At 62.4% G+C, this 22171-nt stretch carries 22 protein-coding genes; all 22 read right to left on the reverse strand.

Annotated features, from left to right (window positions below; all coding sequences use genetic code 11):
• Positions 1–13: 13 nt before the first annotated feature.
• Positions 14–2200 (reverse strand): flagellar biosynthesis protein FlhA, encoded by a 2187-nt coding sequence (gene flhA / locus H4I92_RS16630; RefSeq protein ID WP_077531628.1) that lies wholly within the window; start codon positions 2198–2200, stop codon positions 14–16.
• A 102-nt stretch (positions 2201–2302) separates the two neighbouring features.
• A complete protein-coding gene (gene flhB / locus H4I92_RS16635) occupies positions 2303–3442 on the reverse strand; it encodes a flagellar biosynthesis protein FlhB (RefSeq protein ID WP_077531629.1) in 1140 nt (379 codons plus the stop codon).
• A gap of 15 nt (positions 3443–3457) precedes the next feature.
• The gene (fliR, locus tag H4I92_RS16640; protein WP_077531630.1) at positions 3458–4237 is read right to left on the reverse strand and encodes a flagellar biosynthetic protein FliR; all 780 of its coding nucleotides are present in this window, start codon (positions 4235–4237) and stop codon (positions 3458–3460) included.
• Between the two features lie 3 nt (positions 4238–4240).
• Positions 4241–4510 carry a flagellar biosynthesis protein FliQ gene (fliQ, locus tag H4I92_RS16645; RefSeq protein ID WP_077531631.1) on the reverse strand — a complete coding sequence of 90 codons (270 nt, stop codon included), beginning with the start codon at positions 4508–4510 and terminating at the stop codon, positions 4241–4243.
• Between the two features lie 13 nt (positions 4511–4523).
• A complete protein-coding gene (gene fliP, locus H4I92_RS16650) occupies positions 4524–5276 on the reverse strand; it encodes a flagellar type III secretion system pore protein FliP (protein WP_077531632.1) in 753 nt (250 codons plus the stop codon).
• 11 nt (positions 5277–5287) lie between these two features.
• Entirely contained in the window at positions 5288–5758 is a 471-nt protein-coding gene (gene fliO, locus H4I92_RS16655; protein WP_077531633.1) for a flagellar biosynthetic protein FliO, read from the reverse strand.
• A complete protein-coding gene (fliN, locus tag H4I92_RS16660) occupies positions 5755–6276 on the reverse strand; it encodes a flagellar motor switch protein FliN (protein ID WP_077531634.1) in 522 nt (173 codons plus the stop codon). Before fliN ends, fliO begins: the two co-directional genes overlap by 4 nt.
• Positions 6269–7267 (reverse strand): flagellar motor switch protein FliM, encoded by a 999-nt coding sequence (fliM, locus tag H4I92_RS16665; RefSeq protein WP_077531635.1) that lies wholly within the window; start codon positions 7265–7267, stop codon positions 6269–6271. Before fliM ends, fliN begins: the two co-directional genes overlap by 8 nt.
• A 33-nt stretch (positions 7268–7300) precedes the next feature.
• Complete coding sequence (locus H4I92_RS16670; protein ID WP_077531636.1) at positions 7301–7780, reverse strand: flagellar basal body-associated FliL family protein; 480 nt, start codon at positions 7778–7780, stop codon at positions 7301–7303.
• Between the two features lie 95 nt (positions 7781–7875).
• Positions 7876–9141: a flagellar hook-length control protein FliK gene (locus H4I92_RS16675; RefSeq protein WP_077531637.1), complete on the reverse strand. Its 1266-nt coding sequence runs from the start codon at positions 9139–9141 to the stop codon at positions 7876–7878.
• A gap of 85 nt (positions 9142–9226) precedes the next feature.
• Complete coding sequence (locus tag H4I92_RS16680; protein WP_077531638.1) at positions 9227–9574, reverse strand: Hpt domain-containing protein; 348 nt, start codon at positions 9572–9574, stop codon at positions 9227–9229.
• A 32-nt stretch (positions 9575–9606) separates the two neighbouring features.
• Complete coding sequence (locus tag H4I92_RS16685) at positions 9607–11325, reverse strand: fused response regulator/phosphatase (protein WP_077531639.1); 1719 nt, start codon at positions 11323–11325, stop codon at positions 9607–9609.
• Positions 11315–11623: an STAS domain-containing protein gene (locus H4I92_RS16690; RefSeq protein WP_077531640.1), complete on the reverse strand. Its 309-nt coding sequence runs from the start codon at positions 11621–11623 to the stop codon at positions 11315–11317. Before H4I92_RS16690 ends, H4I92_RS16685 begins: the two co-directional genes overlap by 11 nt.
• A 79-nt stretch (positions 11624–11702) precedes the next feature.
• The gene (fliJ, locus tag H4I92_RS16695) at positions 11703–12158 is read right to left on the reverse strand and encodes a flagellar export protein FliJ (protein WP_077531641.1); all 456 of its coding nucleotides are present in this window, start codon (positions 12156–12158) and stop codon (positions 11703–11705) included.
• 10 nt (positions 12159–12168) lie between these two features.
• Entirely contained in the window at positions 12169–13530 is a 1362-nt protein-coding gene (gene fliI / locus H4I92_RS16700) for a flagellar protein export ATPase FliI (protein ID WP_218668244.1), read from the reverse strand.
• On the reverse strand, positions 13517–14386 hold the full coding sequence (locus H4I92_RS16705; protein WP_077531643.1) for a flagellar assembly protein FliH: 870 nt from the start codon (positions 14384–14386) through the stop codon (positions 13517–13519). Before H4I92_RS16705 ends, fliI begins: the two co-directional genes overlap by 14 nt.
• Positions 14387–15421: a flagellar motor switch protein FliG gene (fliG, locus tag H4I92_RS16710; protein WP_077531644.1), complete on the reverse strand. Its 1035-nt coding sequence runs from the start codon at positions 15419–15421 to the stop codon at positions 14387–14389.
• Positions 15414–17132: a flagellar basal-body MS-ring/collar protein FliF gene (fliF, locus tag H4I92_RS16715; RefSeq protein ID WP_077531645.1), complete on the reverse strand. Its 1719-nt coding sequence runs from the start codon at positions 17130–17132 to the stop codon at positions 15414–15416. The genes fliG and fliF overlap by 8 nt, the downstream gene beginning before the upstream one ends.
• Before the next feature lie 51 nt (positions 17133–17183).
• The gene (gene fliE / locus H4I92_RS16720; RefSeq protein WP_077531646.1) at positions 17184–17558 is read right to left on the reverse strand and encodes a flagellar hook-basal body complex protein FliE; all 375 of its coding nucleotides are present in this window, start codon (positions 17556–17558) and stop codon (positions 17184–17186) included.
• A gap of 219 nt (positions 17559–17777) precedes the next feature.
• On the reverse strand, positions 17778–19220 hold the full coding sequence (locus tag H4I92_RS16725; RefSeq protein ID WP_077531647.1) for a sigma-54-dependent transcriptional regulator: 1443 nt from the start codon (positions 19218–19220) through the stop codon (positions 17778–17780).
• A 27-nt stretch (positions 19221–19247) separates the two neighbouring features.
• The gene (locus H4I92_RS16730; protein WP_077531648.1) at positions 19248–20489 is read right to left on the reverse strand and encodes a sensor histidine kinase; all 1242 of its coding nucleotides are present in this window, start codon (positions 20487–20489) and stop codon (positions 19248–19250) included.
• 152 nt (positions 20490–20641) lie between these two features.
• Entirely contained in the window at positions 20642–22075 is a 1434-nt protein-coding gene (locus H4I92_RS16735) for a sigma-54 dependent transcriptional regulator (RefSeq protein WP_077531649.1), read from the reverse strand.
• Positions 22076–22171 lie beyond the last annotated feature (96 nt).

Below are 22171 nucleotides of genomic sequence, written 5' to 3' on the forward strand. Positions count from 1 at the left end.
CGCCGCCGTCAGTTTATTGGCCTATGGACGACACAATCGTGACCTGCTTGTTCTCCGGGATCTCCTGGTAGGAAAGAACGTGCAGCCGTTCCACCCCGTACCGGACAAACCTTGCCAGTACCGGCCGCAGGGGAGCCGATACCAGCAGGATGGCGGGCTTGCCGACCGCCTCCTGTTTCTGGGCCGCATCCGAGAGTGAGCGCTGGAGTTTCTCCACCATATTGGGCTCCAGGATCATGCCGATATCGTCGGCAGTGCCGGATTGCTGACCCTGCTGTACAGACTTAAGCAACATCTGTTCCAGCTGCGGATCCAGCGTAATCACCGGCACCTCATTCTCGTTACCAACCAGCTTCTGGATGATCATGCGCTTGAGCGATTTGCGTGCCGCAGTGGTCAGCACGCCCGGATCCTGACTGCGTGGCTGAACGTTGACGATGGCTTCGGCGATACTGCGCATATCCCGGATCGGCACTTCCTCAAGCAACAGGTTCTGCAGCACCTTCAGCAGCAGGCTGATCGACACCGTGTTGGGCACCAGCTCCTCGGCCAGCTTGGGTGAGGCCTTCTCGAGCTGATCCAGCCACTTCTGAACTTCCTCATGACCAAGAAGCTCGTGGGCATGCTCCTGCAGCACCTGGTTCAGATGGGTCGCGACCACGGTGGAGGCATCCACCACGGTGTAGCCAAGGGTCTGCGCCTGGTCACGCTGGGTCGGCTCAATCCAGGTGGCGTCCAGGCCGAACGCCGGATCCTTGCCGGCGATCCCCTCGACCTTGCCGAACACCTGACCGGGATCAATGGCCAGCTCCCGGTCCGGATGGATCTCCGCCTCCGCCAGGGTCACGCCCATCAGGGTGATGCGATAGACGTTGGGCATCAGGTCCAGGTTGTCGCGAATGTGCACCGAGGGCATAAGAAAGCCCAGGTCCTGGGAAAGCTTCTTGCGCACGCCCTTGATCCGGGCCAGAAGCTGGCCGCCCTGGTTCTTGTCCACCAGCGGAATCAGCCGGTAGCCCACCTCAAGGCCGACAATGTCCACACTGACCACATCCTCCCAGGCCAGCTCCTTGGTTTCTCCGGTGCCACCACCGGGCAGTGCCTGCTGCTGGTCCTCGGTAATCGTCCGCTGCTGGGCGCCGCCGCCCTCGCCGCCTGCGGCCTGACGGGCCACCGGCGCGCTGCCGGCACCTTCCTCAACAACCTGCTGGCCGCGCTTCCAGATGAACCAGGCAACAGCCACCGCCATGCCCCCCAGGCCCATGAACGCCACCGTGGGCATGCCCGGGATCAGACTGAGCCCAATCAGGATGCCGCCGGCAATGCCGATGGCGTTCGGGGAGGAGAACATCTGCTCGACGACCTGGGAGCTCATCTCCTGGGACTTGCCCACCCGCGTCACGATGATGGCGGCAGCGGCGGAGAGCAGCAGCGAGGGGATCTGGGCGACCAGGCCGTCACCGATGGTCAGCAGCGCGTAGTTCTCAACCGCCTGACCGAAAGCCAGCCCGTGCTGGAACATGCCGATGCTGACGCCACCGACAATGTTGATGAAAAGGATCAGAAGGCCAGCAATGGCGTCGCCACGCACAAACTTGGAAGCGCCATCCATGGAACCGTAGAAATCCGCCTCACCGGCCACCTCGGCCCGGCGGTCCCGGGCTTCGTCCTGGCTGATCAGGCCGGCGTTGAGGTCGGCGTCGATGGCCATCTGTTTGCCGGGCATGGCATCCAGTGTGAACCGGGCACTGACCTCGGAGACCCGACCCGCGCCCTTGGTCACCACGATGAAGTTGATGATCATCAGGATGGCGAACACCACCAGGCCCACGGCGTAATTGCCGCCGATCAGCACTTCACCGAAGGACTCGATCACCTTGCCCGCGGCTGCACCGCCCTCGTGCCCGTGCAGCAGCACGATCCGGGTGGAGGCCACGTTCAGCGCCAGCCGCAGCAGTGTGGCCACCAGCAGCACCGTTGGGAAAGCCGCGAAATCCATGGGCCGCATGGCGTAGATCGCCACCAGGATGATCACCAGCGACAGGGCGATATTGAAAGTGAAGGCCACGTCCAGCAGGAAGACCGGAATGGGCAGGGTCATCATGCCCAGAAGCACCATGAGCATGAACGGGATCGCGACATTCCCGTCCAGAATGCCCTTCAGGCCCCTGAGCTGGTCGATTGCCACCGCCCGATCCATGACCGTCCGGTACCTCCAAGCGCTGATGACTGATCAGGGCGCCGTTTTTCTGACGCCACATCGGGTTACAGAATGGTTATTGCAAGCGCCATACCAGATCGGTCATTCATCGCGTTTGAGGTCGTCGGGAATCGGCAGTTTCGGCATGACCGGTTTCTTACCCCCATTGCGCCGGTACTGCCGGAGCTGGAACAGATAGGCCAGAACCTGGGCCACGGCCATATAGAGGCCTTCGGGAATGTTCTCGCCGATCTCCGTATTGTGGTAGACGGCCCGTGCCAGCGGCGGGGTGCGCAGTACATCCACCCGGTGTTCCCGGGCGATCTCCATGATCTTGGTGGCGATCTCGTCTGCCCCCTTGGCCACGACCATCGGCGCCGCCATACTCTTGCCGTCATACTTCAGGGCCACAGCGTAGTGTTCGGGGTTGGTGATCACCACGTCCGCGCTCGGCACATCCTCCATCATGCGCCGCTGGGCCATCTCCTGCTGCAGCTGGCGGACCTTCTGCTTGACCTCGGGCTTGCCCTCGGTCTCCTTGAACTCGTCCTTCACCTCCTGCTTGGACATGCGCATCTTCTTCTGGTGATCGTGGATCTGGAAGGGCACGTCGATTACCGCGATGATGATGGTCGAGCAGGACAGCAGGAAGAAGCTCCAGGCCAGCGTCCAGAGCGTGTGCTCGGTGGCCTGGTTCGGGGATTCGCTGGAGATGGCGAGCAGGTCCTCAGTACGTATATCCAGAATCGCCACGGCAATGAGCAGGACCAGCGAAACCTTGGCCACACTTTTGCCCAGTTCCACCAGGGAGCGGATACCGAACATCCGCCCCAGCCCCTTGATGGGGCTCATCCGGCTGAGTTGCGGTGCTATCGCCTTGCCGGAGAGGAGGAAACCACTGAGCATGATCGGCCCCAGGAACGCGGCCACGGCGAGGGCGATGAGCAGCGGCGTAAGCGCGACTGCGGCAGTGGTGGCGGACTGGCCCAGGTGCTGAAGCATCTGGGAGGTGTCAAAAATCTGACCCCGCTCCAGCGCGAAGTTGAACTCGAACATCTGCTTGAGTTCCCCGCCCAATGCTCCCCCGAACAGCAGCAATCCAGTAGCCCCTGCCATCAGGACCAGTGCGGTGCCCAGATCCTTTGACTGGGGAACCTGGCCCTCCTCCCGGGCCTTCTCAAGCCGCCTCGGCGTCGGGTCTTCCGTTTTCTCCTGGCTGTCGTCGCCACCACCTTCCGCCATGGAATACCCTCCGGATCAGGTCTGCTGCATCTGGCGCAGGAAGATGAATGTCTCGCGGCTGAGCTCCTCGAAATGCGGGGCCAGGTCCCGCACCAGAACCCAGTTGGCAAAGAGCCCGAACAGCAGCGCAATCGGAAAACCGATGGCGAAGATGTTCATCTGGGGTGCCGCGCGCGTCATCACGCCGAACGAGATGTAGACGATCAGCACCGCCGCCATGGCCGGCAACGCCAGCAGCATGGCGCTGGCGAACAGCCAGGTCATGCGGTGGGCCAGCTCCCGGAAGGACTCGATCGCCAGCCCGTCCGTCGCAATGGGAATGGTATTGAAGCTTTCAATCAGCACATCGAACAGCACCAGGTGGCCGTTCATCGCCAAGAAAAGCAGCGTGATGCCATTGAGATAGAACTGGGAAAGCACGGGCACGTTCACACCATTGGCGGGGTCGACCATGGAGGCAAACCCGAGCCCCATCTGCATGGCGATCATCTGCCCGGCAACCACGAACAGTTGGAACAGCATGTAGACAGCAAATCCCATGGCGCTTCCGATCAGCACCTGTTGGATGGAAATCACCGCCATGTCCGGGGAGATGGAGTCCAGTACCGGCACATCACCCAACATGGGCATCACCAGTACCGTCAGCGTCAGTGCCAGGCCCGCGCGGATCCGCATGGTCACCAGCTGGGTCCCGAAGATGGGGATCACCATCAGGAAGCTGGCGATGCGGAACAGCGGCCAGAGGAACTGCCCCAGCCACTGTCCGATTGCGTCCGGTCCCAGTTCAATCGGCATGGCCTAACCGATCATGTTTGGAATGTTGTTGATCAGCTCATTGGTGTGGTCCAGCAGCAGGGTCAGCAACCAGGGCCCCCACACGATCAGCACCAGCAGGGTCACAATGAGTCGCGGCAGAAAGCTCAGTGTCTGCTCGTTGATCTGGGTCGCGGCCTGGAAGGTGGATACCACCAGGCCCACCATCAGCCCCGGCCCGATGATCGCCAGTGCCATCAGCACGATCAGCCAGAGGGCGTCCCGCATCAGTTCTATAACCAGTTCCGGTGTCATCGGCGTCTTCCCTCTATATCCCGTAGCTGGCCGCAAGAGTGCCCATTACCATGGCCCACCCATCCACCAGCACGAACAGCATGATCTTGAACGGCAACGAGATGATGATGGGTGAGAGCATCATCATGCCCATGGCCATAAGCACGCTCGCCACCACCATGTCGATGATCAGGAAGGGAATGAACAGCATGAACCCGATCTGGAACGCGGTCTTGAGCTCACTGGTTACGAAGGCCGGCATCAGAATCCAGAAGGAAACGTCCTCGGGCCCCTCGTAGCTGTTCTCTTCGCCAGCGATCCGGACGAACATGTTCAGGTCCGTCTTCCGGGTCTGGCCAATCATGAACTCCCTGAACGGCTGACTGGCGTTCTCTACCGCCTCCATGGCCGCCATTTCCTCATTGAGGTAGGGCTGCAGCGCCTCTTCATTGGCGCGCTCGAACACCGGCGACATGATGAAGATGGAAAGGAAGAGCGCGAGTCCGATCAGGATCTGGTTGGACGGCGTCTGCTGGAGGCCGATGGCCTGACGCAGGATGGCGAAGGTCACGATGATGCGGGTGAAGGATGTCATCATCATCAGCGCCGCTGGCAGAAAGCTCAGCGCCGTCATCAGCGCCACGATCTGCAGGGTCACGGAATACTGCTGTTCACCATCCTCGGTGGTGGTAAGCGACAGCGCCGGAATGCCGTCAGGCGCCGCCTGAGCCAGCAGGGGGGCGAACAGCAGCAGTGCCCCCGTAATCCAAGCGCGCCTCGATGTCATGGATGATCCCCCTACACGTCATTGGAGTCTCCCGTTGTGCCGCGCCCCATCACCTGTTGGAGCTTGCGGGCGAAGTCACCACTGCCCGCGGGTTGCGAGGCGGTGACAACGGGTTCATCAAAGACATGCAGGGTTCGTACCGATTGTGGCGTTATGCCGATAAGTATCTGTTTACCGCCAACTTCCACCAGCGCCACACGCTCTTTCTGGCCCACGGAAAGAACCGCTACCACCTTGAGCGCCTGAGTATTGACGCCGCCCAGGCCCTGGACGCGACGGGCGATCCAGCCACTGAAGATAATCACCGCAAGCACCACGATCAGCCCCGCGCCCAGTGTGAGCGCGGTGGTCATGGTATCCGGCGCCCCGGCGCCCATGCCGTCACTGCTGGTTTCCTCCTGGGCTTCCTGGGCCATGACCAAAAGGGGCAGAAGCCCGGTCAGGCCCAGCGCCAGGCGGCTGAACAGTGCGGGCCGGCTCATTTGGAGAGCTTGCGGATGCGTTCGGAGGGGCTGATCACATCCGTGAGGCGGATGCCGAACTTCTCGTTCACCATCACCACCTCGCCGTGCGCGATCAGCATGCCGTTGACCAGCACGTCCAGCGGTTCCCCGGCCAGCCGGTCCAGCTCAATCACCGAGCCCTGGTTGAGCTGGAGCAGGTTGCGGATCGGAATGCTGGTGTTACCCACCTCCATGGAAATAGTCACCGGAATATCGAGGATCACATCCAGATCCGGGTGCTGTTCCCCTCCCGGCTCGGGCTCATGGGTAAAGTCCTGCATGGGCGCCTGACGGACCTCCTCTCCACCACCATTGCCGTTGCCGTCATCACTGCCGCCGGCTTCGGCCATGGCCGAAGCCCACTCATCACCCCGGGCATCCTCACCGCCCTCGCTTCCGTCTTCACCGGCCTCACCCATGGCCTGTTCCCATTCGGCGGCGAGCTTCTCGTCCTCGGTCATTTCCTCGCCGTTGCCGTTGTGTTCGTCTTCAGCCATTGTCGTGAACCTTCAGCTTGTTGGTGGTCTCGGGCCGCTTGACCTGTTCCGTCACCCGCAGCGCCATGTTTCCGTCACGGGTTCCCATCTGCCCCTTGTATATGGGGATGCCATTGGCGGTCATGGTCGCATCCTCGGGCATGTCGATGGGGATGATGTCCCCCGCCTCGAACTGCGCGACCTCACGCAGCGAAATCTGGCGCTCGGCCACGGTCACATTCACCGGGACCTCAACTTCCTTGATGTCCTCCTGCAGTGCATTGACCCAGCGTTCATCAACCTCGTCCACATCACTCTGGACGCCCGCGTCCAGAAGTTCGCGGATGGGCTCAACCATCGAATACGGGATGGCGATGTCCATCTCACCACCCCCACCGTCCAGCTCGATCTGGAAGGTGCTGACAATCACGACTTCACTGGGGCTGACGATGTTCGCCATGGAGGGGTTCACCTCCGACGACAGATACTCGAAGTCCACCTTGAACACTGCGCTCCAGGCTTCCTTCATGTCCTGGAAAACCTGCTCCAGCACCATCTGCACAATGCGCGTTTCGGTGGGCGTGAACTCCCGCCCCTCGATCTTGGCATGGCGCCCTTCCCCGCCGAAGAAATTATCGACCAGCTTGAACACCAGCTTGGCGTCCATGATGTAGAGCGCCGTACCCCGCAGCGGCCGCATCTTCACCAGGTTGAGGCTGGTGGGCACGAACAGGGTATGGATGTATTCACCGAATTTCATGATCTGGATGCCGGCAGCCGCTACGTCCGCATTGCGCCGAAGAAGATTGAACAGACTGATCCGGGTGTAGCGTGCAAAGCGCTCGTTGATCATCTCCAGCGTCGGCATGCGCCCGCGGACGATGCGGTCCTGGGTCGCCAGATCAAAGGTCTTGGCTTCGCCGGTATCCTCTTCGTCATCGGTGTCCACGTCGCCATCGTCAACACCGTGGAGCAGCGCGTCGATTTCATCCTGCGACAGCAGATCCTGCATGATTATTCCCCAGCCCGGGTCCGTGTCCCCGGGTCACTGCATGACAAAGTTGGTGAACAGTACCCGCTCAATCGAGGACGCGTTCTCAGCCTCAAGCACCGCGTTCACAGCATCGCGCATATCCTCAAGGAGTGACTGCTTGCCCTCGCGGGTCCGCAGCTGTTCAAACGACTGCTCCTGCAGCAGGCCCCTGAGCCGGCTGCGCACCGTGGCGCGGTGGCGTTCAAGCGCAGCCGACACATCATCCCCGCGCATAACAAAGGCCAGATGCAGCTGCAGATAACGCTGCTGGCCTCCGCTCACGGATACCACCAGCGGGTCCTCCAGCTCGAAATAGCTGGCGGGCTTATGGACTTCTTTCTGCTCCTGCTGGCCGTCGCCGCTGCCACCTCCGAAGCTGGATTTACCCAGAAACCAGAAGGTGCCGGCTACCGACAGACCTATCGCAAGAATCACAGCCAGTACTGCGATGATGATGGTTTTAAGCTTGCCGCCTTTACCGTTCCCGGCCATGCCGTATTCCCGTCGCTCAGTGACAGCTGCCCAGCGGCAGCAATTCGTGTGCCATCAATATAGTTGACCGGATCGGGTCAGGGCCAGCCCCGGCCTTACGCATAGGTATCAATGCCGTCGTCCAGGGTGATGGTGGATTCCCCTGTGACAACAGCTTCGCCCGCACCGCTGGCCAAGCCGGAGCCGTCGCCCTCACCGGATCCCCCTTCAGCGCCTTCGTCACCATCACCACCCGCGGCCTCGCCAGAAACATCGAAGTCAGCCAGATTGAGCCCTTCCTGTTCAAGCATTTCCCGCAGGCGGCTGCTGTTGAGTTCCAGCATCTCCCGTACCTGGCTGTTCTGCGCATTGACGGTCACCTGGGCCTGATCGTTCTGGACCGAGACACGGACCTCGATCGGCCCCATATCCGGCGGATTCAGCTGAATGTCCGCGGACTGGATGCTGCGCCCGGCCAGCCAGGCGATCTTGCCAGCGACCTGCTCACTCCACTGTTTCTGCTGTTGTACCGGCGTTTCCACGGTTGTGGTGTACTGGCGCAGAGTGGCGTCACGGGAGGCCTCGGAACGGGGGAAGGTCTGCTGTGTCAGCCCCGCTGCCTCACTGCTGCGGCTTCCTGATTCCTGGCCGCCACTGTTCTCAACCGCTACCAGACGCAGGCCCTCAAAACGCAGATCGGTGCTGCCTGAATCACTGCTCTGTGCGTTCTGGCCATTCAATGCCATACCGGAAAGCAGGTTCTGCAGAAAATTGCTGGTACTGTTGCGGGCACTGCCGCCATCACCGTTACCGGTCGCACCGGTTCCCTGCCCCAGGAGCTCGCCCAGCGGCAACGCATTGCCTCCCCCATTACCCGGGGATGATCCACTGTTACCCTGCAGCGCCTTCTGAAGATCACCCTGGATACCGCCCTGCAGGCCATTGACCCCAGCAAGTGCTGCAAGGACACCCTGCTGCTCGCCGCTGCTCAGGTTCTCAAGCTGCTGCAGCCAGTCCGCCTCGCCCCCGGACTCAGCACTGATGTCCAGCCCGCCCGAGAAAAGCGCCTGCAATGCCTCCAACCCGCTGCCCTCCTGCTCCTCCAGGAGGGACGACAGTTTATCCAGAGGAATACCTTCACCCTCGCGCCCCTCGAGCGCCAAACGCAGGTCGCCACCGTCGCCCTTCACAATACGGCCCACGACATTGCCTTCCGCATTGCGCAGTACGTCGCCGGGCTTCAGGCCCTCACTGCCGCCGCTGCCCATGAGGTCACGATGAAGTTCGCCGAAAGCGGAACCATCGGCCCCTTTGCCATCGGCACCATTACCGGAACGACCGGAAACAGACGCGGTATCGGAGAGAATATCGGGCATTTGCATGGCAGAACCTTGCCTCCTGAATGGATCAGTTCAAGACTTAACGCCATGCAAGCAATTTAGGGGCCAGATTAGAAAATCCGGGGTCCTATTGATTCCGGAAATGCGCCAGTGCCTGGCGGACTGCACCCAGCTCCGCCTCAATCGCACTGATGCAGGCATCAATATCGGAGAGATCGCCATCACGACCACGCTGCTCCGCAGTCCTGCAGCGATCGGCCAACTCCGGTGCCCCTATGTTGATGCAGCTGCCCTTGAAGCTGTGCGCCATTTTCCGGACCTCTTCGGCATCCTCCGACGCCGCACCCGCGCGCAGCTGCTCCAGGCGATCATCCGCATCCTGAAGGAAGGTATTCACAAGGATGACGAATTCATCCTCCATGACATCCCGCAGCTCCGCGAGCGCATCATGGTCAATGTGCTGGTGTTCACTCATTGCGGCTACCGTAATCAGCTTCTGCCAGGAATCTACCCGGCACGCCAGATGTATTCCGCTTCCACGCAGTTGCCGGTATGGTTCCAGCGTACGTCATGGCAAAGCGTCTGCACAAGCGCGATACCGCGCCCCGAGAGTCGCTCATGATCCAGCGAGGATGCGGTCTCACCGGGGTCGAAGCCGGGCCCGCTGTCGGCAACGGTTACCAGCAGGGTACCCCCGGCCCCGTCATCATGGGGCTGGTGGGCGAGGCCGATGGAGACCCAGCCTCTGTCGAGCTGGCCCAGAAGCCGCTCGCGCTCGCTGTAATAGCGCGAGAAGCCACTGGGTGAATCCTTGAGCCCCGAGGGCAGGCGCAGCACACCGTGTTCAAGGGCATTGGTGAACAGCTCGGCGATGATGGTGTATACATCGCCACTGCACAGGCGCAGGCCGGGCACGTCCATACAGACGTGCAGCAGCAGCGGTATCGGATTGAACTGGGCCAGTGTCCGGTCCTCAAGGTCATACTGGAGCCGCCACTGTTCCGGGCCCGCTCCGGTATCCGGAAGCACTTCGTGTTCCACGGTGCTCAGCGCCGACTCCGGAACCATAGCCACATCCAGGATGGTGATGTCATCCTCGCTGACCACCCCTTCCCCGAAACGATGCACAGCCTCGCGCAGGCATTCAAAACCTCCTTGCGGCCCGGAACGCTGGTTAATCGCGGCCACCGCCCGCTCTTCGCCGAACATAGTGCCGTCCACGCTGGAACTTTCAATCACCCCATCGGTCGCCAGCAACATGTGTTCGCCCAGCGCCAGGCTGTGGCGCTCACAGGCGGCGGAAAAGCGCTCAGCGGAGAGAATGCCGAGAGGCAGGTGACGCGAGCGCAGCTCGTCCTGACTGCCGTCATGCCGCAGTATCCAGGCCGTGGGCAGGCCGCCGTTCCAGACTTCCGCATGGCCTGACCGCAGGTTGAGGTCCACCATTGCCGCACAGCAGAAGAAGCCGGTGGGCAGGATGTTACGGAGCTTGCGGTTCATCTCCCGCAGGATATCGCTGACGGCGAAGCCCTTGGCGGTCATGCCGTAGAAGATCTCGGACATGGGCAGAGCGCCGATGGCCGCGGGCAGCCCGTGGCCGGTGAAGTCCCCCACGAACAGGTGCATGCCCCCGGAAGGCTTGGGCGAGGCGAAAAGCACATCCCCATTGAAAATGGACATGGGGGAGGCCTCGAACCGGATGTTGTCCGCCCCCAGGCAGCCCCGGTCAGCGATATTATCGAACACCCGGCGGGCCAGCGCCTGCTCGCGCATCATCTGGCGGTTGCGCTGGTCGGTGCGGTCGCGCTCCTGCTGGAGACTCTGGTGCAGGTCCCGCATGCGCTGGAAGGCGCTGATCTTGGCCCGGAGGATCACGCGGTTATAGGGTTTCGAGAGGAAGTCGTCACCCCCGACCTCGAGACAAGATGCCAGCGATTCAGCATCACTGAGTGAGGTCAGGAAAATGATGGGGACCAGATCCTCGCCAGCCGCGGCCTTGATCCGCCGTGCGGCTTCCAACCCGTCCATGTTGGGCATGAGCACATCCAGCAGAACCATCTGCGGCTGCTGCCGCTCAAAGGTGTCAACCGCCTGGGCACCATCCTCCGCCATGATCACCTCATGACCCTGCCGGGTCAGGATGGCATTGAGGATCATGCGATCCGTCTGGTTGTCGTCCGCGATCAGTATCCGGAGCGGCGTGGTGGAACCGGCGTCAGTCGTCAATCTGGAAAAGCTGCTCGAAGTTGGAAACCGTCAGGATACGGCGCACATCCCCGTTGCAGTTGACAATCCGGACATCGGCCTTTTCACCACCGGCATAATCCCGCAGCAGCAGAAGCATGCCCAGGGCCGAGCTGTCCAGGTAGGTGGTGTCCCTCATGTCGATCACGTACCGGGAAATACCCTGTCCCTCGCCCTCGTACGCATGACGGAACGCCTGATGAGAGCTGAAATCAAACCGCCCTTCGATCCGGATGGTCAGCTCGGAGCCATCCCCGGAACGCTCTGTGGTAATCGACATTGTTCCCCCTGTCGTGCACGACCACGTCATCCATCAGAGCATAGATCAACATACCCTGATGTCACGTGACCGGTTGCCACTATCCCTGACGCTGCATTGCACGGGCAAAACGCTGGTTGGCGGCCTCGTCCAGCGCCTTCTGCTCCCGGCGTTCATCCTCGCGGGCCTCACGCCGACGACAGGTTTCAATATAGCGTGCCATGCCCTCACGCCGCTGGCGCGTGATCTGCCACTGCTTCCGGGCCTCGTCCGCCGTGGCCTGGTAGCGGTCCACCTGCTGTTGTTGCTGGGCAATGGCCGCCACCAGCTGACTGATGAACTGCTGCCCGGCCTGGAGCCTGGCCGCCGAGGTGGTTCCGGAGGCCTCGGAGCGGATCTGGTGCTGGTATTCCTGATGGTAGCGTTCCAGCTCGTCGAGCCGCTGCTGCTGCTCCGCCAGCGCCTGCTGCGCCGCCTGGAACCGCTCCCGGGCCGCCTGCTCCTGCCGATCCTCCATATCGAGAACCACCTGCAGCCGCTGCGAACGCCGCTTCATGAATCACCCATTACTGCGTGCCTGTTTCCGCATTGCCATTCCCGTTCGCCTGCCCGCCAACAATGGCCTCCAATGCCTGTGAGGCTTCCGTGAAGCCTGCACTTTCATTAAGGCCCTGCTGTAGAAACTGACGCATTTCCGGCATTTTGTCGATAGCCAGATCCGTCTCCGGATCCGCGCCCTTCTGGTAGGCACCGACACTGATGAGATCCCGGGACTGCTGATAGCGTGAATACAGCTGCTTGAAGCGCTGCGCCTGGCGCAGATGGTCCGCGGACACCACGTGGGGCATGACCCGGCTCACCGACCCTTCCACGTCAATCGCCGGATAGTGGCCTTCCTCCGCCAGCTCCCGGGAAAGCACCATATGGCCGTCCAGAATGGCACGGGCCGCATCCGCAATCGGGTCCTGCTGGTCATCGCCTTCGGTCAGCACCGTGTAGAAGGCCGTAATGGAGCCACCGTCGCGCTCACCGTTACCGGCCCGCTCCACCAGCTGCGGAATACGTGCGAACACGGATGGCGGATAGCCCTTGGTCGCCGGCGGCTCACCCACTGCCAGCGCGATCTCCCGCTGCGCCTGGGCATAGCGGGTGAGCGAATCCATCAGCAGCAGCACCTTGCGACCACGATCCCGGAAGTACTCGGCGATACGGGTTGTCAACATGGCCGCACGCAGCCGCATCAGCGGCGAATCGTCCGCCGGGGAAGCCACAACCACGGACCGGGCTATGCCCTCGTCGCCGAGAATCTCCTCGATGAATTCCTTGACCTCGCGACCCCGTTCGCCGATTAGGCCAACCACGATGATGTCCGCTTCGGTGAAGCGGGTCATCATACCCAGCAACACGGACTTGCCCACACCACTACCGGCAAACAGCCCCAGGCGCTGGCCCTCGCCCACGGTCAGAAGCCCGTTGATTGCCCTGATGCCAACGTCCATGCGCCGGCGTATGGGGGTGCGGTTGAGCGGATTGATGACGGTTCCGGTAAAGGGCACGTAGTGCGTGGCTTCCAGTGGCCCATGGCCGTCCAGTGGCTCGCCGGCGCCGTCCACCACGCGGCCCAGAAGCCCCTCTCCCACGGGCACACGGCTGGCGCTTTCCATGGGCGTGACCAATGCGCCGGGCCGCAGGCCACTGATGGCTGTCAGAGGCATCAGGTACAGGTGGTCGTTCTCGAAACCGACCACCTCGGCTTCCACCTGGCGACCATCCTCGGCCTGGATCAGGCAGCGGTCACCCACCTCCATGGGGCAGCCCACGCACTCCAGGGTCAGCCCCACCATGCGGGTGAGCCGGCCGCTCAGCTCCGGGGCGCTGTCTTCAGGGAGGGCCTGGGCAAACCGACCGAGGCGGTCAGAGAGTGTCATCGTCATCACCGTTCCCGTCTTCAGGCTCACCGCCTGATTCCAGCACGTCCCGGTGGTAATCGCTCATCTCGCCCATGACCGCGTCCAGCTCCCCGTGATCACCGTCCCCACCGTCACTGAGCTGGGCTTCGAGCATCCGCTGGACCTGCTTCTGGAAGCGTTTCTCCACGGTGTAGTCCACCAGACTGCGGCTGCTCGCAACGATGCAGCCGCCCGGCAGAATCTGCTCATCCGGCGCCACGGTGGCGTGACCGGCGACACCGTCAATCGCCTGGCGCACCATTTCCGCGTCGTCCGGGTGCACGCGGATACGCATGTCAGTGTCGCTGTCGGGCAGGCTCTGTATGGCCCGGCGCACGATGCTGCCAATCTGGGAGCTGTCGAGCTGGAGTTCCCGGTGGATCACGGACCGGCTCAGGGCCATTACCAGATTCAGGACAGCCGCCTCGGTGGCCTCCTCTTCCTGGCGCAGGGGATGAGCCAGGGCATCCATGAGCTGCCGCAGCCGCTCCTGATTCTGGCTCACCCGCTCTCGGCCTTCCTCCAGACCCTGCTGCTCACCGGCTTCACGGCCGACGGCGTGGCCCTCGTCATAGCCAACCCGGTAGCCTTCGCGGGCTCCCTGGTCCATGCCTTCGGTCTTGCCGGCCTCGAAGCCGGCATTGTAGCCCTCGTCCCGCGCTTCGTTGTGGATGGCCTCCAGCTGCTCCGCGGTCAGCGGCTGGACTTCCTGCTGCTCCACATCCTCAACGCCCGCACGCCGCTTCCCGTTCTCGTCCAGCAGCGGCATTTCCCAGCGCTCATAGGCCGTGAGGTCGCCGGAAGGAATCCGGTCGCGATGCGAGTGGCGGGTCATCTAGAGCATTTCCTCGCCGGAACCACCCAGCACAATGTCGCCGCTTTCGGCCATGCGCCGGGCAACGGTGATGATTTCCTTCTGGGCCGCCTCCACCTCGGAGACCTTGACCGGCCCCTTGGCCTCCAGGTCGTCCTTCAGCAGTTCGCCGGCACGCTTGGACATATTCTTGAAGATCTTCTCCTTCACTTCGTCCTCCGCGCCCTTGAGCGCCACCACCAGTACGTCCGAGGAAACCTCGCGGAGCAGCGCCTGGATGCCCCGGTCGTCCACGTCCTTGAGGTTGTCGAAGACAAACATCAGGTCTTCGATCTCGCTGCCCAGATCCGGATCCATGTCCTTCACCGAATCCATGAGCTGACCCTCGATGCTGCGGTCCATGTAGTTCATGATATCCGCAGCCCGCTGGATGCCACCGATGCGGCTGGCCTGGCCACCGGCACCGCCCGAGAACTGCTTCTCAAGGATGTTGTTGAGCTCCTGCAGCGCCTGCGGCTGGATGGACTCCAGGGAGGCCACGCGCATCATTACATCCAGGCGCACCTTGTCATCCAGCGAGGCCAGAATCTCGGCGGACTGGTCAGGGTCCAGATAGGAGACGACGATCGCCTGGATCTGGGGGTGTTCATACCGGATGATGTCCGCAACCGCCCGGGGCTCCATCCACTTGAGGGTATCCAGGCCGGTGGTGTTGCCGCCGATCAGTATGCGGTCAATAAGGCTCCCGGCCTTTTCCTCGCCCAGAGCGTTGGTGAGCACGGACCGGATGTAGTCATCCGCGCCCACGCCCAGGCCGGTCTGGCCGCCCACCGCTTCGAAGAACTCACCCACAACATAGTTCACGTCGTTCTTGGGCACGTCCTGAAGCTGGGACATGGCCATACCCACCCGCTGGACCTCCTTGGGGCCCATGTGCTTGAGGATCTGCGCCGCATCCTCCTCACCGAGGGTCATCAGCAGTATCGCAGCCTGCTCAATGCGGCCCAGTTTGCGCGACGGCTGGGCACGACCGGCTGTGTTCTCTTCCTCACTCATCCGCGTTCACCCACTGACGGACTACCTGGGCCACCCGTGCGGGGTCTTCCGCAATCAGGCCTTTTACTGCGTTCAGCTCCCTATCATAGCTTTCACCGGTATCGGGCAAAAGTCGATCATCGCCACTGCCCATGGCCGAACGGATCGATTCACTGCCTTCAATATCGTCCAGACCACCAAGCCCTTCAAGGTCCGAGTCCCCAGAATCACCACTGCCCCCGCCGCCACCGGAAGCAAGCGTCTTGAGGGTGGGCCGGACCAGCAGCAGAGCCAGCGCAATGATCACCAGGCCCGCGATAACCGGGCGGATGCTCTCCTGGAACCAGGGTTGCTCATAGAAGGGTACCGGTTCAATCTCGGGCTCCGGCTGATCCGCGAAATCCGTGTTGACCACGGTCACGCTGTCCCCCCGGGCGGCGGAGAAGCCCACGGCATCCCGGACCAGGCGCGTGAGCCGCTCCAGTTCCGCCTGGGGCCATTCAACGCTGGTGGTCTCGCCGGTCTCGGGGTTGGTGCGCCTGAGATCATCCACGGCCACCGCCACGCTCATGCGGTTGACGGAACCCGGCTCCTCGCGGGTGAAGCTCAGCAGCCGGTCCACTTCGTAGTTGCGGGTCGAGGACGTCCGAGAACTCTGGGAGCCGCCCCCTTCGCCTTCGCCCTCACCGCCGGCCTGTTCCGGCGCTTCGGCTTCCCCGGGAGGCTGATTAGAGAGAGCACCCGGAATGCCGCCGGCCTCGCCCTGGCGATTGATCTCCTCCACGGTCTGTTCGCTGCGCAGCGCCTGCTGCTCGGGGTTGAAGATCTCCTCGGCCTGCTCCACCGCCTTGAAGTCCATATCCACCGAGACTTCCGCGTTGAAGCGGTCACGCCCCATGATCGGCGCCAGGATACCGGCAACCCGCTCCTTGAGCCGTTCCTCCATGCGCCGCTGCATCTGGAACTTCTGCGCCATCTCCTGGGCGTCCTCGTCGTTCACATTGGCGGACAGGTGGTTGCCCCGCTGGTCCACGACCGTGACGTCATCGCGGCTCATCTGGGGCACACTGCCGGCAACAAGATTGATGACCGAACGCACCTGGGTTTCATTCATGCGGCTGCCGGAACCAAGATCCACCATGACCGAGGCGGAGGGGTTGCGGTTGTCGCTGACAAAGACAGAATCCTCGGGGATGGCCAGATGCACGCGAGAATTGCGCACCGACCCCATGGCCTTGATGGTGCGGGCCAGTTCGCCTTCCAGGCTGCGGTGGAAGCGGGCCTTCTCCATGAACTGGGAGGTGCCCAGGCCCTGGTCCTGCATGATGATCTCAAAGCCCATGCCCTGATCCTCGGTTACACCTTCCCGGGCCAGCGCCAGACGGGCTTCGTGGATGTCATCCGAAGCCACCAGCAGGGCGCCACTGCGGTGCTCAATACGGTAATCCACCCCAGCGCCGTCCAGCACATTGGTGAGTTCCGCAGGATCATACTCGCTCAGGTCGCCCACCAGGGGCTTGTAGTCCGTCCCCTGGGCCCAGAGCACCAGTGCCACGGCCAGCGCAATACTGGCGGCCAGACCGACGATAAGCCCCACCTGGCGCAACAGTGTCAAACGATTGACGCCCATCAGCAGGTTGCTGCCACCACCGGAAGCACCGCTTTCGCTCCCGCCTCCCCCACTGCTGGCCGGCGGGTTGGTCTGTTCCGTTTCAGCCGGTACGTTCGCCATTGTGCGCTCCTGTCACCGCACGCCGCCCCAGGGCGGATCCCGTTAACCGAATCAGATCGGCATGTTCATGATGTCTTCGTAGGCCTGTACCACGCGATTACGCACCTGGACCGTCGCCTCGAAGGCCACCGAGGCTTTCTGGCTTTCCACCATCACACGCGTGATGTCCACATCCGGGTCCCCCTGGGTATAGCGGGTCTTGAGGTCCGAGGATGTTTCCTGCAGCTCATTCACGTGATTGACCGCGCCCTGGAGCGTATCCATGAAGCTCGGCCCTTCCCCCTGCTGAGCCTCCCCGGGTTTCTGGCCCGGCTGCATCTGTTCCGGGCGCAGCTGGTCGGGCTGTATCTGCTGGCGCTGCTGCATCTGTTCGCGCAACGCGCGGATATCGGACAGCACGGAGTTCACATCAGCTCGTTCAACCATTGTCCTTCTCCCGGTGTTCGGGCCTGTGCCATGGGCAGTGTCATCTGGGGCACGTGAAAGCAAACACCGGGCCAGAAAGAAATTTCCTTTCCATTACAGATAATTGGGAATTGATTCAGGGACACTCCTGAAAAGAAAACCAGAGGCAACGGGTGGGTCGACGTGATTTTGACACAAAAAAGCCCGGGCCGGAGCCCGGGCAGGCAGGAGGAAGGCAGGTCAGACGAACGCCAGCTCCTCTTCAGGGTTGATGCCATGGTCCCGCATCTGGGCAAGCTTGTAGCGCAGGGTACGGGGGCTGATACCCAGCCGTTCGGCCGCCTGTTTGCGGCGGCCACGCTCATCACGCAGGGTCTGCAGGATGATCCGGAACTCACGCTTGCGCAGGTCATCCCCCAGGGAGGCATCCTGGGGCTCGCTGGCCGCCTCCCCGACTTCGGATTCGGGCACCCCGGCCTCCGGGCCGGCCTCGACAGATTCGCCCATATCCGCTTCCGGAGTGGCTGGTCGTGGTGCCGGTGCGGCGCCGGTAATACTCTGATCCAGACTCAGGTCCCGGTCGGTGATGACCTGCCCCTGCTGCAGAATCAGTGCCCGCTGGATGGCGTTATCCAGCTCCCGCACATTGCCCGGCCAGTCATACTGGTAAATGATCCGGCGGGCACTGGGGTCCAGCGTCACCCCGGTCATGTGCATCTGCCGGGCATGCTTTTCCAGCAGATGGTCCGCCAGCGGCAGGATGTCGTCGCGGCGCTCGCGCAGCGGCAGCCACTGCAGGGGGAACACGCCCAGCCGGTAGTAGAGATCCTCACGGAAACGGCCAGCGGCCACATCCTCCTGGAGATCGCGGTTGGTGGTGGCGATCACGCGCACGTCGAGCTGGATACTGCGGCGGCCACCGACGCGCTCCACTTCCCGCTCCTGCAATACCCGCAGCAGCTTGGCCTGGAGGCCGATCTCCATTTCCGAGATCTCGTCCAGAAGCAGTGTGCCGCCATTGGCCTGTTCGAACTTGCCCGGCGACGTCTGGTGCGCCCCGGTGAAGGCCCCCTTCTCGTGGCCGAAAAGGATCGCCTCCAGCATGTTCTCGGGAATGGCGGCGCAGTTGAGGGCCACGAAGGGCTGCGAGGCACGGCTGGATTCGTCATGGATGTAACGCGCCAGCACCTCCTTGCCGGTGCCACTTTCGCCACAAATCAGCACAGTGGAGTCCGTGGCGGCCACCTTGCGCGCCAGCTGGAACATCCGTCGGCTGGCGGCATCCTCGGCAATGGCCCGGTTGGCACCGGTTGCAGCAGGCCCGCCCAGAACCCGGGAAACAATGTCCGTAAGCACCTGTGGCTCAAAGGGCTTGGCCAGATAATCCACGGCACCGGCCTGCATGGCGGAAACCGCCTGCTCGATGCGGCCATAGGCGGTCATCAGCAGTACCGGAATACCGGGATGATGGCGCTGGATCTCAGCGAGCAGACTGATGCCGTCCATGCCGGGCATCTGCACGTCACTGATCACCAGGTCCACCGGCGCCGAAGCCAGTTTTTCCAGGGCTTCCTCGCCGCTGGCCGCCTCACTGACCCGGTAACGCTTCACTTCCAGGGTGGTGACCAGCGCCTCGCGGAGCTCCCCATCGTCCTCAACAATCAGTATCTTCTGTTTCGCCATGACTATATCTCCGATGATTCCCCGGGATCACCCTTTGTGCGGTGCGGCCAGCGGCAGCGTGATGATGGCGCTGGTGCCGCTACGGCCATCCGATACCAGTTCAAAACGCCCCTTGTGGGCCTGAACCACCGCTTTGACCACCGCCAGCCCCAGGCCGGTCCCGTGGGACTTGGTGGTCACAAAGGCCTCGGTCACGCGCTCGGCCTCTTCCGCAGAGAGGCCCGGCCCGTTGTCCGTGATGCAGAAACGAACCTCGCCATCCTGCCCGGAAACCTCAAGCGCCAGCTCATTCGCGCCCGCCTCTAGGCTGTTGTTGATCAGGTTCAGGCAGGCCCCGACCAGGGCCTCGCGGTTGCAGGCGATGGTCCCTTCGGGCCAGTGGCCCGGGGTGGTGAGCGTGGCCCCGCGTGTCTGCAGGGGCGTCTCAGCGTTCTGGACAACCGCCTGTATCCATTCGCCAATGCCCAGCTGTTCCGCGAGCCGGATATCACCCCGGGCGAAAATCAGCATGTCCCGGACCTGTTGCTCCAGATGCTGCAGGCGTGCCATCAGCTTGCCGGCACAGCGCTCGCGCATCTCGGCATCCAGGTCTTCTTCGTACAGATGGCCGGCATAGAGCATGGCAGCGGACAGCGGCGTACGGATCTGATGCGCCAGTGACGCCACCATACGGCCCATGGAGGAAAGCCGTTCGGAGCGCGCCAGGCGCGACTGCAGTTCGCGGGTTTCGGTCAGGTCGGTAAGCAGAATCAGCTGGCCAGGCTCGTTATCCATGGACCGGATCTCAATGTTCACCCGGCGGCCGTCATTGAGAGAGACTTCGTGGCCGTCATCGCGCCGTGGCGCGAAGGCCCGCTGGATCACATCCACCCAGCGCTCGCCTTCCAGAGGTTCGTCCAGTAGTTCCACGGCTGCCGGATTGCACTGGCTGATGACGCCCTGGCTGTCCAGCACCACCACGCCGGCCGGCAGCACGTCCAGAAGGGTCGAGAGCCGGTTGGCGACCTTCTCGCGCTCTTCCAGCTCATCGCGGCGCCGGCGCTCCTCGCTGCTGAGACGCCCCGCGAGCTCATTCACCCGCTCCTCCAGAGTCCGGTAGGAATCCGTGATCTGGCGCGACATCTGGTTGAACAGTTCCAGCGCCTCATCCACCGGACCGGTCTCCGGCTCCTGCCGGGCACCGAAAAGGGAGGTCACCTTATCATTGGCGTCCGCGGCCGCACTGTCGTGGGATGCGGTTTCGTTCCGCTCGGAGGTCTGCTGGCTCATGGGCTTCTCCCGTACCGACGCCGCGCCCCATGCGCGGGTTCTGTTCAGTTCGGGCAGATGCCAGCAGGTTTCATGCCATCCTGACTTTTTCTTTATGGATCAGGTTCTTGTGAAAACATCACCAAAAAGGAAGCCAAATTTTTGTCGCAGCCTCAGGTCTCTGTCTCTTCCCGGAGACCGTATTTCCTGACCTTTTCCACCAGCGTGGTACGGCGGATCCGGAGCTTTTCGGCGGCCCTGGCAACCACGCCATCCGTCTCGTTGAGCGCCTGCTCAATCAGGGTCTTTTCAAGATTGGACAGATAATCCTTCAGGTCCAGGCCGTTGACCGGCAGCAGCGCCGGGGCATCCAGGTTATTGATGCCCTCAATTCCGGCAGGCATACCAGAGTCCTCGGTTTCGTGGGACTCATCAAGATCATCCACGTAACGGAACTTGCGCGGCAGCTCCTGGACTCCTACCACACCATAGGGATGCATGATGGCCAGGCGCTCCACCAGGTTCGCCAGCTCCCGGACATTACCCGGCCAGTCATGGCGGCAGAGGCTCATGATGGCGGCGGAGTTGAGGCGGATGGAGCCACGTTTCTCTTTCTCCATGCGGGAAATAAGCTCATTGATGAGCAGCGGAATGTCCTCCACCCGCTCTCGCAGCGCCGGCATTTCCAGCGGGAAGACGTTGAGGCGGTAATACAGATCCTCACGGAACTCCCCGTTCTCGATCATGGTTTCGAGATTCTTGTGGGTGGCTGCGATCACGCGCACGTCCGTCTTGATGGTGCGGTTGCCGCCCACCCGCTCATAGGTGCGTTCCTGCAGCACGCGCAGGATCTTGACCTGCATGCTGAGCGGCATGTCACCAATCTCATCCAGAAAGAGGGTGCCACCCTCGGCAAGCTCGAAGCGCCCGGCGCGGGAGCTGATGGCGCCGGTGAAAGCCCCTTTCTCGTGTCCGAAGAGCTCACTTTCAAGAAGCTCTCCGGGAATGGCGCCGCAGTTGACCGGGACAAAGGGCTTGTCCCGACGGGGGGAATGGTAATGAAGGTTGCGTGCCACCACTTCCTTGCCCGTGCCCGACTCGCCGGTGATCAGGACGCTTACTTCCTTGTCCGCCACCTGGGACATGAGCTCGCGCACGTGCTGGATACGCCGGCTGGTACCCACCAGGCTGCGGAACAGTTGCACCTCGCGCTGCTGGGCCCGCTGCCCGTTGCGGGCATACTGCTCGCGGTACACCTGGGCCCGGTAGAGTGAGTCCACAAACTTGGTATAGTTCGGAGGCCAGGCGATGCGGGCGATGATGCGGGATTCCGCCTCTGTGCTGAGCCCTTCCAGACTGTGTTCGCTAATCTGCAGGAAAGGCACGCCGGACTGGCGCTCGGCCAGCTCATTGAGATGGCCGACCGCGGCATCACTTTCGCCATCGACGACCACCGCGCCCAGCGTCTCGGTCTGTTCAAGGTTAGAGATCCATTGCTCGGGATCGGCGGCGAACACCTCCTCACCGATGAATTCCAGGATCAGGCGGAGATCGTGTCGACGCTGTTCGTCGTCCACAACGAGAAATACAGTGGCAGTCTCAGACATCGGACCAGCAGCCTCGGGCCAGGCGTTTATGACAGCTCCATGAACAGTTCGTCATGGGATTGTCACGTATTTAAGACGCTGAGACTGCCGGAGTCA

The sequence above is a fragment of the Vreelandella halophila genome, assembly GCF_019903425.1.
Lineage (GTDB): Bacteria > Pseudomonadota > Gammaproteobacteria > Pseudomonadales > Oleiphilaceae > Halospina > Halospina halophila.